Genomic DNA, 16,040 nt, shown 5'->3' on the forward strand with positions numbered 1-16,040 from the left:
GCTTAAATGGAATTATTAGAAACAAGATGAATCACACAATTGAACGGAATTTAATTGGACGGTATTGGGGCAAAGTAAAGACCATTGCGATATCGGACAATAACATTGAAATTAACTACAAAAATAGTAACGTCGAAGAAATCCCTCTGAGTCAGGTTGTAAATTTTCCATATATAAAAAGCTCTATCTTTGGTAATACACTCATATTCGAAACAAGTAATAAACGCCATAACATTAGCTTTATTAGCGCTAAAAGTAAGATGTTTTTTGAAAAAAAACTTAAAGACATTATCTATAGCCAAATTTGTTTAAATATCGAAAAAAACATTGAGTTGTTTTATAGCGAGGCCGTAAATCAATATTTAAGAGACTCATCTGTCGAAAGATTAAATACTCTAGTAACTCCTTTGATTAATAATTATAAAAAGTCAAAAAAACGCTGGGAAGCAGAACTTTCTAGAGAACAAACTTTAAGAATAGAGTCTATCTCTGAACAATTACCGATTAGTAATATCGATGAGTTTAGGGCTGAATATGAAAAAAAGATGCTTAATATTCAAAAGGATTTTTTTGATGGAATTGAATCAAATCCTTTAACAGTAGAGCAAAGGTTAGGGGTTATTAGGAATAATGATAGAAATCTAGTCCTAGCCGCAGCCGGTACGGGTAAAACCTCGGTTATGGTAGCTAAAGCTCTTAGTTTAATTGTCCATGATAAAATACCCGCTGAAAGGATTTTAGTTCTTGCTTATAATAATGCTGCAGCGAAAGAATTAAAGGACAGATTAGAAGAGCGAAAAGAATCCTTTGGTCTATTGTGTGCATCACCAACCATTATGACATTTCATGCCCTGGGCTTGAAAATATTAAAGGATTCAAAAATAAGCACTCGTTTATCTATTTTTTCTGAAGATCCCATTCAGCTTGAAATCTGGTTTTCTAAGTGGTTAGTCAAATATATTTGCCAAAGTCCAAGAGCTATGAGGAACTTCATTGACCTGTCATATCAGCCAAGTAACCCGTATGAATTTAGTTCTCAGGAAGAATATGAAAACCACGTTAGAGACAATGAATATAGAACACTCAAAGGTGAATTAGTTAAAGGTTATCAAGAGTTATTAATAGCAAACTGGTTCTTCTTAAATTCAATTGAATATGAATATGAACCTAAATATGTTTCTAAACGCCGTATTGAAATAGGCTTTGATTACAAGCCAGACTTTAAAATTTCAAATAGCGATATTTATTTAGAACACTTTGGTATTTCAAGAGATGGTAGTACAAGAGCTGACATTGATGCAAAGCAATACAACGAGCATATGATATCTAAAAGAGCTCTGCACGAAGAATGCGAAACCACTCTCATAGAAACATATCACTACGATTGGGTAGAAGATAATTTATTACAAAGACTTGAAGAGTTAATGGTCGAACTTAAGATAGAGATAACACCTAAAAAACCCGAAGAAATTCTTGAAGCACTCAAAGATTCTGATTTTTTAGCTACTAATATTAAACGTTATATAAAGTGCTTACAGGCAATTAGAGTAGAACAGTTAGACCGTATAGGAATAGAACAAAGACTAGGAGATGCTAATATTTCTCAGGCTGAAAAATATGCTGAGCTTCTTCAAGATATCAACAGTGCTTATGTATCAGAATTACTGCATCAAGGTGAAATTGATTTCGATGATATGATTATCAGAGCTTTTGATACAGTAAGTACTGGGTCTTTCAAACCAATATGGACTGATTTACTTGTTGATGAGTTTCAAGATATATCTGCAGCGAGGATGCATTTATTAGAAGAGTTAATTGTTAAAGGGCCTAACCCAAGGCTTACTGTTGTTGGGGATGATTGGCAGTCTATTTATCGTTTTTCTGGTGGTAAGTTAGAATTAATAACACAGTTCGAAAAATTTGTTGGTAAGCACTCTTTAACAACACTACAAAAGACATTCAGATACAACAATAGTATTGCCAAAACTGCTGGGCAATTTGTAATGCAAAATCCTGAGCAATATACCAAACATATTGAAACTCACCACCATGTTGAAAAGTCACAAGTATACTTGTTAGATAGCGATAAAAATAATATAGATAAGCGAATTAAGCAGATAGTCCAAACAATCACAACAAATGATCCTGATGGCACTATTGCGGTATTAGCGAGATATAGGTATTTACTTAGCAATGCTAAAGATGAATTAAGCAGTTTACCTAAGTACACAAATATTAAATATTGGACCTTCCATGGCTCAAAAGGTTTAGAGGCTGATTATTGCATTATTGTTGGTTTATCTAGAGGAAAATTGGGCTTTCCAAATGAGAATAAAGAAGAAGCTGTGGTTGAAGCATTATTGCCTCTAGTTGATGGTTTTAAACATTCAGAAGAACGAAGGCTACTCTATGTAGCTATCACTAGAGCAAAGCAAAAGTCATATTTAATTGCAGACCCTATGGCTCCTTCTGAGTTTATCGAAGAGCTGTTATCCCCTAGTTATGACTTACACATAGCATCAAAGAAGTTTGAAGCTTACTATCGAAAAATATTCAAATGCCCCTCTTGTACTGCTGGGTATTTCAGATTGAATTCTGGAAAGTTCGGCGATTTTTATCAATGTACATCAGGGACTGCTTGTAATAAAAAACCCCGGATATGTGTTAAATGCTCTTCACCTTCTACAGATAAAGAAAAAAAGAGCATATGCCAAAATCCCCATTGCCAAGAAACTTTAAAAATATGCTTTAAATGTGGAAGGCCGATGAAGCTAAGAAAAGGCCGTTATGGTGACTTTTGGGGTTGCAGTGGATATGGAATAAAGAGTGATCAGTGTAATCACACAGAAAAACACTAATTGACGACACAATTATTTCTTATTCAAAAAGTAGTGAATTATGGTCACCACTGCGGCAAAAAATATTACTTTAGGCATAGCTGCCCCTATGCAATAACTTTTGAAACAGCCCCCATAGCCTATTTGATTAAGAACAAGGATAACAACAAAGGAAATAATAAATACAATAAATGAAGGCATGATAGTCACTAGTTAAATACTTTAGATAAGTCTATATTACAAAGTGTTACAGAGTCAACATCAAGTTATAAGCTCTTACAACGTAATTTAATAACTGAATTTTCACTTTCCTGAATTTCTGTTATTTTCTTAGCTCTGGCACATTCCCATTCACTAATTGGATATGTTTTGTCCCAAGCGTTCATCAATCTTTTTTGCTGTTTACTCATAGAGTATCGCTGATAAGCTTCATCCATATATAAGTAAGTCCGAGCGATCCTACCTCTAGCATTTTGAGGTGGTTCAGCTTTTCTATTATTAATTTTCATAGCACAACTACCAAAACTACTTTCTTCACCTGGTAACATGGTGAAGTTGTAGTTGCTACGTAAAGCATTAACGGCTCCTATGACAGGATATAGATTGAACATATCAGCTTGCATGTAACGATATTCAACATTTACCTTTTCAGCACATCTTCGCCCTTTAAAAGACTTACTTTTACTACTTACACACTTATTATGGCCATCACGCCACTCAGAAAACGCACGTCCGAAATTTTCAGCCGGAACAACATGTTCCCATTCAATTTTTTTAGACCTTTTTATGTATTTAGTTGTATGAAAACCATCAGGGAAAATGACTTGTTTATCGGTTTTGAACTTGGCTGCACAGTAGAGAGTTACTTGGTGATTTTGATAAACTTGCTTTTCTAATAGTTTTTTTGCTTTACTGAATGATTCTATTTTTTGATTGTTCGCTAATGACGTTTGTTGTATTAATATCAAGGTAAAGAAAACAATTGAAAAACGTATATTCTTAAAATATTGCATCTAATATTCTTTTATAAATAATTAAACAAAAATAAAATACCACAGCCTAAACTGTGGCGTTTCGAATAAGCGAAAAGACAATAACACGCTATAAATTTGAATCAAAAAAAGTTTTCAAAAATATCATCTATATCACATAGAGCATTTAGGTCAGCATGTGGTGATTCTTGTACAATAGGTATGAGTGGAAAGTAAAACCTAACCTCCTCACTATCAGCCGATTCAATCACTCAATTGAGTTCAACGCTGCCACACCTAGTTTACTTAGTTATGATTAAAGGTAGGTATCCCTTAGCCCAGAATTTAAATATACATTGATTTCATATGGCACATGTTTCATGAAAAAATCCTGATTCTGCGAATCATATACGCATATAAAATGGGCGCAAATATTAATTAAAACTTTACCTGGAATTCGTTCCCCTTTACTTTCAGAAGCTTGCTGAAATGAACTCATGACTGTTTGAACTATTTCAAGAATTTTATCATCCGAAGTGTTTTTTTTATGTTTCAACAATGGTCGATACATATTTACAGTTACGGAATCAAGCTCATCCAATATACTTCTTGGCTTCTTTTTTTTAAACAATCCAAACATTGTCATAGTCCTTATGTGTTAGTTTTTTATTTTTAATGAGTTTTGAGATTGACTGAAGGTTATTACTTGATTTTCCCCATCCAGCTTTTAAATCTATGTATGAACAAATTAATTTTTTTATTTTTAATCCTAAAAAATAACGTATTAGCAGGGGCGAAGTAACTGCAGAGGTAACAAAAGAATATATTGCGCAAATACTAGATGTAAGTTACCAACTAATAACATTAGTACACATTTATTTTCAATTAATCTTCGCGCCATTTTTCTGAAAAAAGGAAAGGATAAGTGTTTAAATCTCAATCAAATTTAAAATCAATTTTCTTTAGGCTTTTTTCATCAGGCATTTTAATATCTAACTTAACTTTTTTGGAACCAGAATCTCTGATGCGCCCAGCGTATGGGTTAACATGTAAAATATCTACTTCTCCAAATCTTTCGAGTATTTCTTCATCATGTACCTTTAAATGTGCTCGCAAATGCTGGATAAACCTTTTTTCATTTTCATCATGTTTACCATCCGCATTGATAAGCCTTAATGCAACCTCTAATAGAATTAATTCCTGAATAGGGTTCAATTCAGTACTATCTAACTCCTCAAACATTTCAGAAACTAGCTGAATCCCCTTACCTTTAAATTCTATTATTAACTGCTCTAGTTCAAGTGATAAATCAACATCATTAAAGAAGGAAGTGTTTTTATCTATACTTTTCATTTCCTCTATTTCAAGAGGATCAATATCCCCATCACACCCCATGGTGCAAAAAGCAATTTTAAATAACAATTTTTTAAATTCTATTTTTTCCATTATTTTAAATCCTAAACGTTTACTGAATAAAGCCCATAGGTTTTTCGGCTGGATCAGCCTTATCACCCTCAATTTTGTTCTTCAATTCTTCATATTTTTTTAGTTCAGAGTGAGAAACTGATGGCCTGTTTGTTTTAATGGCACTTAAAACATGCTCTGTAGATATTCTGACTTTTTCACTCAAAGCTGCTCTTGAAGATTCATCAATCAAAAACTTTAGATCACTTGAGACATAGTTTTCAGTTTTAGTAGCTATCAATTCATAATCAAAATCTAATTCCACTGGTCTATCTTTTAAATAAAGCTTGAACATTTCGAATCTGGCATAAAAGTCAGGGGGAGGGAGGTAGATTATTTTATCTAAACGCCCCGTTCTTAGAATGGCAGAGTCTATTCTCTCAGGCCTATTAGTAGCTGCTATTACAAATATGCCTCTTTCTGAACAGTTTGACATTTGTGCCAAAAATTCATTTACTGGCGCGGCATGCATTTGATGCAGATTACTATCTTCTCTGCTAGGAACAACAGCATCAATTTCATCTATAAAAACAATTGAAGGAGCATTATCTGATGCATCTTTAAAAATTCTCCCTATATTCTCTTCAGTAGCATTAATAAATTGACTCTTGATATCTGAAGGCTTCAACTCTACAAAATTAAAACCCACTTCTTCTGCAAATCGTTGTGATATGAACGTTTTGCCACACCCAGGTGGACCGTACAATAGCATGCCATTAGGTATGGTTAATCCGTAGTTCTTGTATAACTCCGGTTCATTTAACGCCCTAATTACATCATTATTAAATGTTTCCTTTAAATCAGACATACCTGCAATTGCAGAAAATCCGGCTCCTTTTCTAGGTGTTTTTCTTACACCAGCAGAGTTACTTATTGGGCTTTCAGTATTCCCTTCTTCTATACGAATAGGGTTATTTAACGCAGCTAAAAATTCATTTAGATTACTGAAACGTTGGTCTACATCCTGATGTAAGGCTTTACGTAAAGTGTTTTTTAAACTTTCATCCTCGAGTACTCCCCCGCAAGGAGGTAAAAACTTTAACCTTTCTTCTCTTTTTTCAAACAGAGCTTCAACAAATTCAGGTTGAAAATGTTCGGCCGCAGGTTTTCTTTCCAAATGCCAAGGAGGAATACCAAAGATCATATGATAAAGCATTGCCCCTAGAGCAAATATGTCGCTCTGCACTGTATAAACGCCGTTATATAATTCTGGAGCTACATAAAAAGGATTTAACAACTTAATATTTATAGATTGGTTAACATCCTGTAGGTATCTCGAACACTGAAAGCCTGTGATTATTGGATGAATAGTCTCTTTAGCGTAATCAAGTACAATATTTTGCATATTGAGGTTATTGTGCACAATTGCAGGTTTATGGTTATGCAATACTTCAATAGCTTTAATTACTTTTAGTATTAGAGATACTGCGGAAAATTGTGAAAAAGGACCATCCCTTGTCATCTTTTCCTTTAAGCTTTCTCCACTAACAAACTCTGTTACTAAATAATGATACTTAGAGTTATTTTTATAAACTTCACCACTATCAACATACGAAACAATATTCTCATGTTCTATTTTTCTTAGTATTTCTGACTCAAGTAAGATTTCAGCTGCAAAACTATGCCTATGAATTTTTGAGCTATTATACAAAGCAACAAGACAAGTTTTGTCATCCTTGTCTTTTGCTCTGAACAGTTCACAGTTAGCATTATTTTCCAAGCAGAATAATATTTGGTACTTAGAGTCAATATATTCTTGCTTATCAAATATACTTTTCAAGTCAATCTCTCCCTTAACCAATTAGTTCTGTACCATCGCCTTCACTGAGTATCGCTTTGTCAGCTTGAGGTAACATTTTATATAGCTCTGACACAATAGGACGAAGTCTATCTTTCGAAGGAGAATCTACGGCAATTTGTAGTCCTCTATCTAATAAAGCTCTTGCACTATAACGATCTGACCACTGCAACATATCGAATTCTTCATTAAAGTTATAAAGCAGTGCTATTTCCATTTGAGCACCAAGCCCTTCATCTGTGATAGCAAAATTCAATTGGCGCATATTATCTATCAACTCTTGCGCTACAGTTACATCTTTATGTTTAATCACTTCAGGTATTTGGGCCTTAAATTGACTTATGAGGGTTTTAGCTTTTTCGTTTTCGAATTCCTCATTTGTTTCTTCTAGTTGATAAAAAACTGATTTCAACTCTTTTTCAACTTTTGGCCACTCACTATCATCTTGAATTGTTTCTATCTTTTTAATAGCTGCACGTAACCGATTAAGAATACCCATTTTCCTATCATAATCAGTCTTCCCTAACTCAAACTCTTCTTTAATACTACTTAGCTCTGACTCTAATGAGTCAAGTTCAGCTTTATCTTGATAAACGCCTTCTTCACAGATCAATTGGTGAGATTGAATGCTTTTGTTTATTTCTTTTCCTAAATACTCTGCTGGAATTTCCTTTTGAGTTGTATCTTTAGGAACTTCAATTTCATGAGTGAAGTCTAGGGTAGGGAAATATGCAGATAGTGTCATCCTTTCCGATTTATCTATTTTTACAGTCAGTTCAACATCACTGCCTTCAGGGAGAAGTTTTGGTAAATGCTCTCCTGTTATAAGCACATCATAAACATGTTCATTATTTATTGCTCTTGTTCCCGTAGCATTGTGATCTCCTTGATACAGTGCAACTTTTAAAGAGTCTTCTTTAAGCCCTGGTCTAATAGCTTTTTGCGTTCTTAAACCATTTTTGGTTCCCACTGCCGGCGTTGGTTGATTTTTTTCCAATCCTTTTATTGGATCAAATATTATTTTACCCGATTGTCGGCTCTTAATTTCTACACCATAATGGTACGGAAGGGTTGCACTGCCAATTTTAGAACCTTGAAAAATTGTAAATGACTCAGGTTCGCAATCGATAATATTTCCCTTTTCATCACTTACCGTGATACTGAATAAGTTTGATGTATCTTGTTTTAAAATAACGTCAATTACTTCACCACTTTCTTCTACTAGGGTCTTACCTGTAGACCAAGTTTTGTCACTATTAGTAAACTCAACAAAAACCTTTTCAGGGATATCACCATCTGTTTTTTCTTCAAGTATTTTTACAGCAACAAACTCTTCCTCTTCAACCGTAGTAGATTCATAGCTTAACTGTAATTGTATTTTAGCTCTATCTCGTTGTTCTTCTTGTACTTCTTCTGAGATATCGACCGTTGCGGCAAATAAGGCAGCCCCTTTTGACACAACGGTCATCGGATCTACACCTAAGTCAGGTTTTATTAATTGATCTTCGAGCATGGATCTAAGAATAGGAGAATAGGTTGGCCCGCCAACAAGCAATAGTGACTTAAGAGAAGTCGCAGATACTTTATTTCTGTTTAACAGCTCTTTACAAGTATCAATAGACTTTTGAAATACTGGCCCGACTGCTACTCTCATCATCTCTTGGGTAACAGTGATATCTAACTCTAACTCTTCCCCATCATCATCTTCGATAGGGATATCACCTAAATCGGATAAAATGTTATGCGTATCGTTAAAAGACATTTGAATTTTGGTCTCTTCTGCATAAAACTTCATTGACGCTTGTAATGCTTTATTGTTTTGCTCATCGGACAGCAAATCATCTAATTCATACTCTTCTTTTAGATAAGGGATAATAATTTTATCGACTATAGCAAGGTCTAAGTTTTTGCCACCTAAATAGTTATCCCCTTCAGTATCAATAACTTTCATGATTCCTTCGTGCACTTCAACAAGTGCTACATCAAAAGTTCCTCCTCCAAAATCAAACACTAAAATGTGTCCATCTTTTATTGATGAAGTGGTTCCATAAGCCATTGCCGCCGCTATAGGCTCTTGAAGTAATTCACATTGAGAAAATCCAGCAAGTTCTGCAGCCCTAAGTGTGGCATCTTTCTGATTACTGGTGAATTTTGCTGGTACTGTTACAACAACAGAGTTAACACTTTCATCAGAAACAAATGACTTTAATGCTTTTAATACTTCAGAAGATAACTCTTCAGAGTTATATTCATGATCCATGACTTGAGAATAATATTTTTTATCCGTCCCCATGGTACGTTTAAATTCAATAAAAGCATTGCTAATAGCTTTTCCTGGATTCTTTAATGCTTTTAGTTTGTCTCTTTTTAAAGCACTATGCGCAGAGTCGCCTACTTGAATAGCTTTCTTCTTATTAAAGAAAATACAAGAAGGCAGAGTGTCTTTTAAGGTATCCGTTTTAATAATAGTTGGTTCACCTTTCTCTATTCTCGAAATTGCAGAGTTTGTGGTTCCAAGGTCAATACCATAATCAATTTTATTTCTAGCCATTATTATTCCCCTACACTGACTTCAATTTCTGCAACTTGTATTGCAGAACCTTTGTAATTTACCTGCGGTTTGATTACTTTCGTAATTAACTGTTCATCTGTTTCTAGTTCATCAGTTGTTACAAAAGAAACAGATGCTTTCATTCTGTCATCATAAGGTTGATTTAACATTTTCACTATTTCATACCCATTGGCAGCAAAGTTATCTTGTATCCGTTTAACCGATGCTACGAGTTGCTTTAACCCTTTCGTTTTGGCATCCATTCTTATGATGTTTTTTTCAATTCTGACAATTTCGTCAGCTACTTTTATTGCTAAAGAGTGATCTTCATCTGAAGACTTTTGGGTGTTAAGATTGTTTGAGAGTAACTCTAATAGTTCGGCGAGCTTTTTATCGGCATTTAAGATATTTGACTCAACATCTTGTTTGAACATATTAAGGGTATCTAAAATGGATTTCTCTTTATTAACCGTAAATAATCTAGAAACAAAAAACGAAACGATAAGAAGGGAAGCCGTTATGCCAATGGCGATAACTAAATACCAAATATAATCATCGAGCCTTAAGACATTACCTGATGTATCAGTTGAAAGCTTTTCAAGGCTATAATCTGTTTCATTAGTAAATGCTTTTAGTTGTTTAATAACTTTGTTTAATTTAGATGATTCATCACCTACCAACTGTTTTAGGCTCTTAACCTCTGCAATTAGCTCTTCATCCGATTTTTTGTATTCTTCTTTAAGTGATACTAAATCACGCTCAATAATTGATTGGTTATCAGTAATCAACAGGTTTAATTGCTTAGTTTGTTGATTTATTTTATTGAGCTTTTGGTTTAGGTCTTTATCAATATCACTGATTGTTGAATTTAGTGTGACAATTTTACTTTCATTGATATGGATATTTGAGCTATTTTGTTCAGTAATAACTTTTAGCTTATTTAAGTTTTCAATTAGGCTTTTGAGTTTTTTTTCTACACAAGCCACTTGGTTGCGGCTGATGGTGCCGGCTTGGAGCAATTGTTCAACAGATGCATCAGTACCAAATAATGAATTCCCATCAACTTTTTGTGTAACTTTTTGATAAAACTTATCTTCAATAGCACACTCTTCTGCTACTGCTTGGCCACTTGTTATAAAGGCTAGCAGGATTAAAAATGATATTTTTTTCACTTCTATAACTTCCTAATAAGTTTATCTAATTGATTTTTGATAAATGAGTTTGATTTTTCATGTCCCTTTAGCAAAGAAACTAAATGAGGGGATGTTTTGTAATAGACTTTTATAAATAATTTCCCGTACCAACTCTGGCTAAGAACATTATCTCTAAACTGTCTAAGAACTAATACTTGAGGGTGGTCGTAACTGCCGTATGCCATTGTTGCTATATAACAACCGCTATTATTTTGGCTTTTAACTTGACTACTAACTTTTCTATTAATTTGCTCGATAGTTGATTTTAAATCAGATATTGTTTGCAAGTTCTCCCTTACTCTCGCTTTAACTTCATATGATCCACTTATGTTAAGTAGTTTTTGAGTCAACTCCTTGGCTTGAGTAAACGAGCTAAGCATATTATTGAGACCATATTGCTTAGGGTTTTCCTGCATTTCATTTACAACAGCAATTAGCATACTGAGCGCATTATTTGCTATCGCATCGCAAAACATTATATAAGTTTCATCATCTCTACCTAATTCATTGCCTATAGACTCCAAATCATCTACACATCTATTTACCAAATTAGTTGCAGTTTTTATGGAATCATTAGAATTTTGAAAGCTTTCAATTGCGCGAGTAATATTGGCGATGTTCGTTTTTACTCCTGCTATCAATTGCTCTGCTTTTTTTTCTTCTTCCCTTTCTTCTAATAAACCCTCTAAAGTCTCTCTGCTCTCCTCTATTCGATCAACGGTTTGACCTGAACTATCTATTTTTTCAGAAAAACTTAGTACTAATAATGCATCTCTATGTGCATCATCATTTCCATCTTTTGATTGCGAGTTGTAGTAGTCTATGCTGCATTGAAGAATTTCATTGGCAAGATTATTTGCTAATAATTGATATTTTACATTATCACCACCTAGGGTTTCCCTAAGGGAATCTAGCCAGCCTTTAGAACTACTGTATAATTCTTTCCCAAATCGATTCGCCTCTAAAGAGGACTCTTTTCTACGTTGAGTGCACTTATCAATTCTGCTTTTAATTTCTAGGACAGGCTCTTCTGTAAATTTATCTGCTAAATACTTCTGAATACTCGAAGGAAACGCACTAAACAACTCAATAACACCACTTGTTTTAATTCCATGTGACCTACCAATATAAGGGCTAAGCCATTGCAATGTTTCATCTACAAATTGCACCGTAAGTTCTTCTGAGTTTATACAGTCTGACTTAATATGTAATAGTTGCGTTAATTTAGACAAAGACTGACTTCTTAAAAGTTTCCCTTTTAAATAGAGGCCTTTACTTAGCATTTTATGGTTAATTCTTTTTCCATCAAATGATAGCGCTAAATACAATGATGATAAATTTAAGTAAGCAGAAAAACTTTTATCATTTACTTCTTCTTTTATTTTTTTACTCCATATTTCAATGGCCGATGATACTTCATTATCTTCAAGTTTTTTATGAGCTATTTCATCAAAAGATGTTTCACTTACAAACCAAAATAATGCGTAGTAAAATTTTTTATAACTTTGCTCTATTTGTCCAGATGCTTGATGGATTAAATCTATAGGACGTTCAATTGCTCTTAAGAACGGGTAGTCTGTAGGGAAGTGTACGGTTTTTCCGACATCGAGATAACGCTTAACTTTCGCTATCTGTTTCTGTAACTCTCTTTCCGTTGAGTTGGCATTTAATCCCAATATACGAAAAGGGTTTTCATGAATCAAGTCCATTTATTACCTCTTAACCACTTATAACGATAGAGATAGAAAAATAAATAAAACTTGATATCCAAGTATATGGCAGAGGTGTAGATTTCAATTAATGACTTCCCTGTAATAACTGTAAGTATAAAGTTTAATTATCATTCCCTAAATAATTAATTAATTAATAACAAAAAAAATATCTAAGTTCAACAAACATTTACAACGTTCGGTTAAATTAACAAAAGAAAATAACACAGAGTTAACTCAATAAGCTTATCAAAAACTGTTAGAACCCAATATTACTAAGCATAATTCTGCTGAACGTTTTTTTCCTTACGCTAAAATTTTGAAATTAACAAAGGAAACAGAAAAATCTTAGAAGATCACCTCAAAAAAGAATAATTTGGGCATTAATGGGTGTTTGGACGTTAGTTTTAAAAAAGTTTATATAAATAATCAAAAATTTACTCTGGTACTATTCTGTGAGTTTGCAAAGCTAATGAATTACACCTAAATCCAAACTATGACATGATCAACACGAGTAATATCAACCTTGATACACGTTAATCTAAGTAAATCCTATACTGTCAAAGGGATTGTGATTCCGGTTGTCGAGGGTTCAAGTCCCTTTAGCCACCCCATTCTTTATAAGCACACCTATAACATATTAAATAAAACCATCAGTGATTCCATTTTCGCTTACCGTGGATTCAAGTCCCTTTAGCCACCCCATTCTTTATAAGTTTATCTCAAATAGAACATCCATCCATTAGTGATTCCATTTTCGCTTACCGTGGGTTCAAGTCCCTTTAGCCTACCCCATTCTTTATAAGTTTATCTCAAAGAAAACACACATCCATCAGTGATGCCATTTTCGCTTACTGTGGGTTCAAGTCCCTTTAGTTATAGGGTTTTTCTAAATTTCTCTTTAAAACCATCTAATAACGCCTATTTAGGTAATTTGTCTAGGTGTTGCTGTTTTTTTTGATTAAACTAATAGTAATTAAAGTAAGAAGCACACTGTAATGGAAAAACATCAACAATTATTAATTGCCTTAAGGAAAGTCATCAGGGCAATCGATTTACATTCAAAACACCTTAATAAAACTTCGGGTTTAACCAGTCCACAATTATTAATTATGCTAGAAATAGATAAAGTTTCTGGTATAAATTCAAGCCAAGTAGCCAAAAATGTTAATTTAAGTGCTGCTACCGTGACCAATATTTTGGACAGGCTAGAGAATAAAGGCTTAGTTTCAAGAATACGTAGTACCCAAGATAAACGTAGAGTGAGCTTATATTTAACCGAGGATGGTAAAGCACTTTTACTCAATGCCCCCCAAGCATTGCAAGAGCATTTTATTGATAAATTTTCGAATTTAGCGCAATGGGAGCAATCACAGTTGCTTTCATCTATGGAACGATTGGCTGGAATGATGGATGCAAATGAAATAGATGCGGCTCCGTTATTAGAGCTTGATGCGATGAGCGCCAGCAGCAGTAGTAAAGCTGACGCATCTAATAAGTAAATACAGCTCGGTTTAACCCGAGCTGTTGTCTATTAGCGTAACAAATGTAAGAAATGCAAATGCTTGTGGTATTGATCAATAATATTATTGATCACTGCCGTTTTCGACCAGCCCATAATGTCATAGTCTTGACCACCTTCGCCCAAGTGAACTTCAGCACGATAATAACTTTGCTCATCTTCCGCTTCATTGGCTTCAATAACATAGTCAGGTTGAGAGTACTTACGAGCTAACACCCGATAAACAAACTCTTGTGCTTCACCATGGTCGACAATTAACGTCAGCCCATCGTCATGTGAGATTTCAACATTGATTTGATTGGCTTGTAGCTCTTTAGCGACAGAATCAAATGCTGGAACGACTGTCTGCGTAACAAACTTACTGACATTAGCTTTGTTGGGGAAATCGACAACATTCTTTAAGCGCATTTGCCAACTATCACTATTCTCATTACCTGAGTGAGGTATTGCTGTGATTAGCTGACTATCCTGCTTAAAAGCTTCAACTCTTAACGATTTAATCAAGCCTGCAATGGCCAGTAATAATACGATAGTAAAAGGTAGAGCACTGGCAATGGTCATGGTTTGGAGGGCATTAAGACCACCAGCCAATAATAATATTGCCGCAACGATACCAATACCTACCGCCCAATAAACACGTTGCCATAGCGGCGTATCATTTTTGCCATGCGAGCAAAGCATATCAACGACCATAGCGCCTGAATCACAGGAGGTGACAAAAAATATCACAATCATTAAGACACTAAAGAATGACAACACCGAAGATAATGGGAAGTTTTCAAGAAAGACAAACAAGGCAACGGATGAGTCTTTACTGACCATCTCTCCTAATTCGACAATGCCTTGATTATAAACCAAATCAATCGCACTATTACCAAAAATAGTCATCCAAAATAAAGTGAAGACCGTGGGTATTAGCATAACGCCGATAATGAATTCTCTGATAGTACGGCCACGTGAAATTCTGGCAATAAACAAACCAACAAAAGGTGCCCACGCCAACCACCAGCCCCAATAGAAGATTGTCCAGCCACCTATCCAGTCAGTCTTTTTGTAAGCGAATAAATTAAAGGTGTTATGAACAATATCCGCTAAATAATCACCAATATTTTGTAAATAGGCTTGTAATAAAAAGACTGTCGGGCCGAGCACAAAAATCAAAAATAACAAGATCACCGCTAAAACCATGTTGGTTTCAGAAAGTATTTTAATGCCCTTATCTAGCCCTGTGGCAACTGATATAACCGCAAGTGACGTGATACCAAACATAATAATTATTTGATTAGTGACTGAGACTTCAATACCGAATAAATAACCAAAACCCGCATTAACTTGTGAGGCACCTAAGCCCAGCGAAGTAGCAACACCAAAGACCGTACTCACCACAGCAAAAATGTCGACCAAATGTCCTGGCCATTTATATATTCTGTCTCCAATCAAAGGATATAGTGCAGAGCGTAACGTTAATGGTAAATTATGACGATAACTAAAATAGGCTAATACTAAGGCAACAATGGCATAGATAGCCCAGGCATGAAGTCCCCAATGAAAAAATGTCATTTTCATTGCTTCTTGCACGGCTTCAACCGTACCTGTTTCTGCTGTTGGTGGTGACAAATAGTGCATTAAGGGTTCTGCGACACCAAAAAACATTAAGCCAATGCCCATTCCAGCAGCAAAGAGCATCGACAGCCAAGAGACTAAGGTGTAGTCAGGTGTTGAATGATCTGGACCTAAGCGAATATCGCCATAACGAGAAACGCCTAAAAAGATAACAAAAAAGAAGATGAATGCGACAGTCAGTACATAGAACCAACTACCATTTTCAATAATACTCGTTTGAATAAGTGTGAATAAACTTTGCGCCTGTTGAGGTAGTGCAGCGGTATAAACTAACAAGGCAATAATAATAGCGGAGGCACTGCCAAATACCTTCTTGTTTAATTGACTCTTAACGGTTGTAGGCAAATTCTTCCCCTGATTTTAATTAGTATT

10 protein-coding genes are annotated in these 16,040 nt (G+C 34.6%); 2 read left to right on the plus strand and 8 right to left on the minus strand.

The annotated features are described in order from the left end of the window. The first annotated feature begins 26 nt into the window (after positions 1 to 26). Positions 27 to 2,858 (plus strand): UvrD-helicase domain-containing protein, encoded by a 2,832-nt coding sequence (locus H4J70_RS09505; protein ID WP_182251015.1) that lies wholly within the window; start codon positions 27 to 29, stop codon positions 2,856 to 2,858. 245 nt (positions 2,859 to 3,103) lie between these two features. Here H4J70_RS09505 and H4J70_RS09510 read toward each other — a convergent pair whose 3' ends face one another. From H4J70_RS09510 to H4J70_RS09540, 7 genes are all read right to left on the minus strand, one after another. Next, positions 3,104 to 3,850: an endonuclease gene (locus H4J70_RS09510; protein ID WP_182251016.1), complete on the minus strand. Its 747-nt coding sequence runs from the start codon at positions 3,848 to 3,850 to the stop codon at positions 3,104 to 3,106. Between the two features lie 274 nt (positions 3,851 to 4,124). After that, positions 4,125 to 4,448, minus strand: a complete 324-nt coding sequence (locus tag H4J70_RS09515) for a hypothetical protein (protein ID WP_182251017.1) — start codon at positions 4,446 to 4,448, stop codon at positions 4,125 to 4,127. 296 nt (positions 4,449 to 4,744) lie between these two features. Beyond that, the gene (locus H4J70_RS09520; protein WP_182251018.1) at positions 4,745 to 5,254 is read right to left on the minus strand and encodes a hypothetical protein; all 510 of its coding nucleotides are present in this window, start codon (positions 5,252 to 5,254) and stop codon (positions 4,745 to 4,747) included. A 19-nt stretch (positions 5,255 to 5,273) separates the two neighbouring features. Then, a complete protein-coding gene (locus H4J70_RS09525) occupies positions 5,274 to 7,052 on the minus strand; it encodes an AAA family ATPase (RefSeq protein WP_182251019.1) in 1,779 nt (592 codons plus the stop codon). Positions 7,053 to 7,065: 13 nt separating this feature from the next. Then, the gene (locus tag H4J70_RS09530) at positions 7,066 to 9,621 is read right to left on the minus strand and encodes an Hsp70 family protein (protein WP_182251020.1); all 2,556 of its coding nucleotides are present in this window, start codon (positions 9,619 to 9,621) and stop codon (positions 7,066 to 7,068) included. A gap of 2 nt (positions 9,622 to 9,623) precedes the next feature. After that, the gene (locus H4J70_RS09535; RefSeq protein WP_182251021.1) at positions 9,624 to 10,793 is read right to left on the minus strand and encodes a hypothetical protein; all 1,170 of its coding nucleotides are present in this window, start codon (positions 10,791 to 10,793) and stop codon (positions 9,624 to 9,626) included. Between the two features lie 2 nt (positions 10,794 to 10,795). Then, positions 10,796 to 12,523 (minus strand): CFI-box-CTERM domain-containing protein, encoded by a 1,728-nt coding sequence (locus H4J70_RS09540; RefSeq protein WP_182251022.1) that lies wholly within the window; start codon positions 12,521 to 12,523, stop codon positions 10,796 to 10,798. Between the two features lie 998 nt (positions 12,524 to 13,521). Between H4J70_RS09540 and H4J70_RS09545 the strand changes: the two genes are divergently transcribed. Then, positions 13,522 to 14,025, plus strand: coding sequence for a MarR family winged helix-turn-helix transcriptional regulator (locus H4J70_RS09545; protein ID WP_070375187.1), 504 nt, complete (start codon positions 13,522 to 13,524; stop codon positions 14,023 to 14,025). 32 nt (positions 14,026 to 14,057) lie between these two features. Here the strand turns inward: H4J70_RS09545 and H4J70_RS09550 are convergent, their stop codons facing one another. Then, positions 14,058 to 16,013: a choline BCCT transporter BetT gene (locus H4J70_RS09550; protein WP_182215383.1), complete on the minus strand. Its 1,956-nt coding sequence runs from the start codon at positions 16,011 to 16,013 to the stop codon at positions 14,058 to 14,060. Positions 16,014 to 16,040: the final 27 nt, after the last annotated feature.

The sequence above is a fragment of the Colwellia sp. BRX8-9 genome (assembly GCF_014077245.1).
In the GTDB taxonomy this organism is placed as follows: Bacteria; Pseudomonadota; Gammaproteobacteria; order Enterobacterales; family Alteromonadaceae; genus Colwellia_A.

What these genes read in the sequence shown, in the direction of transcription:
- H4J70_RS09545 (WP_070375187.1), top strand. Translation starts at nt 13,522, where the DNA reads ATGGAAAAACATCAACAATTATTAATTGCCTTAAGGAAAGTCATCAGG.
- H4J70_RS09510 (WP_182251016.1), bottom strand. Translation starts at nt 3,850, where the DNA reads ATGCAATATTTTAAGAATATACGTTTTTCAATTGTTTTCTTTACCTTG.
- H4J70_RS09530 (WP_182251020.1), bottom strand. Translation starts at nt 9,621, where the DNA reads ATGGCTAGAAATAAAATTGATTATGGTATTGACCTTGGAACCACAAAC.
- H4J70_RS09520 (WP_182251018.1), bottom strand. Translation starts at nt 5,254, where the DNA reads ATGGAAAAAATAGAATTTAAAAAATTGTTATTTAAAATTGCTTTTTGC.
- H4J70_RS09540 (WP_182251022.1), bottom strand. Translation starts at nt 12,523, where the DNA reads ATGGACTTGATTCATGAAAACCCTTTTCGTATATTGGGATTAAATGCC.
- H4J70_RS09505 (WP_182251015.1), top strand. Translation starts at nt 27, where the DNA reads ATGAATCACACAATTGAACGGAATTTAATTGGACGGTATTGGGGCAAA.
- H4J70_RS09515 (WP_182251017.1), bottom strand. Translation starts at nt 4,448, where the DNA reads ATGTTTGGATTGTTTAAAAAAAAGAAGCCAAGAAGTATATTGGATGAG.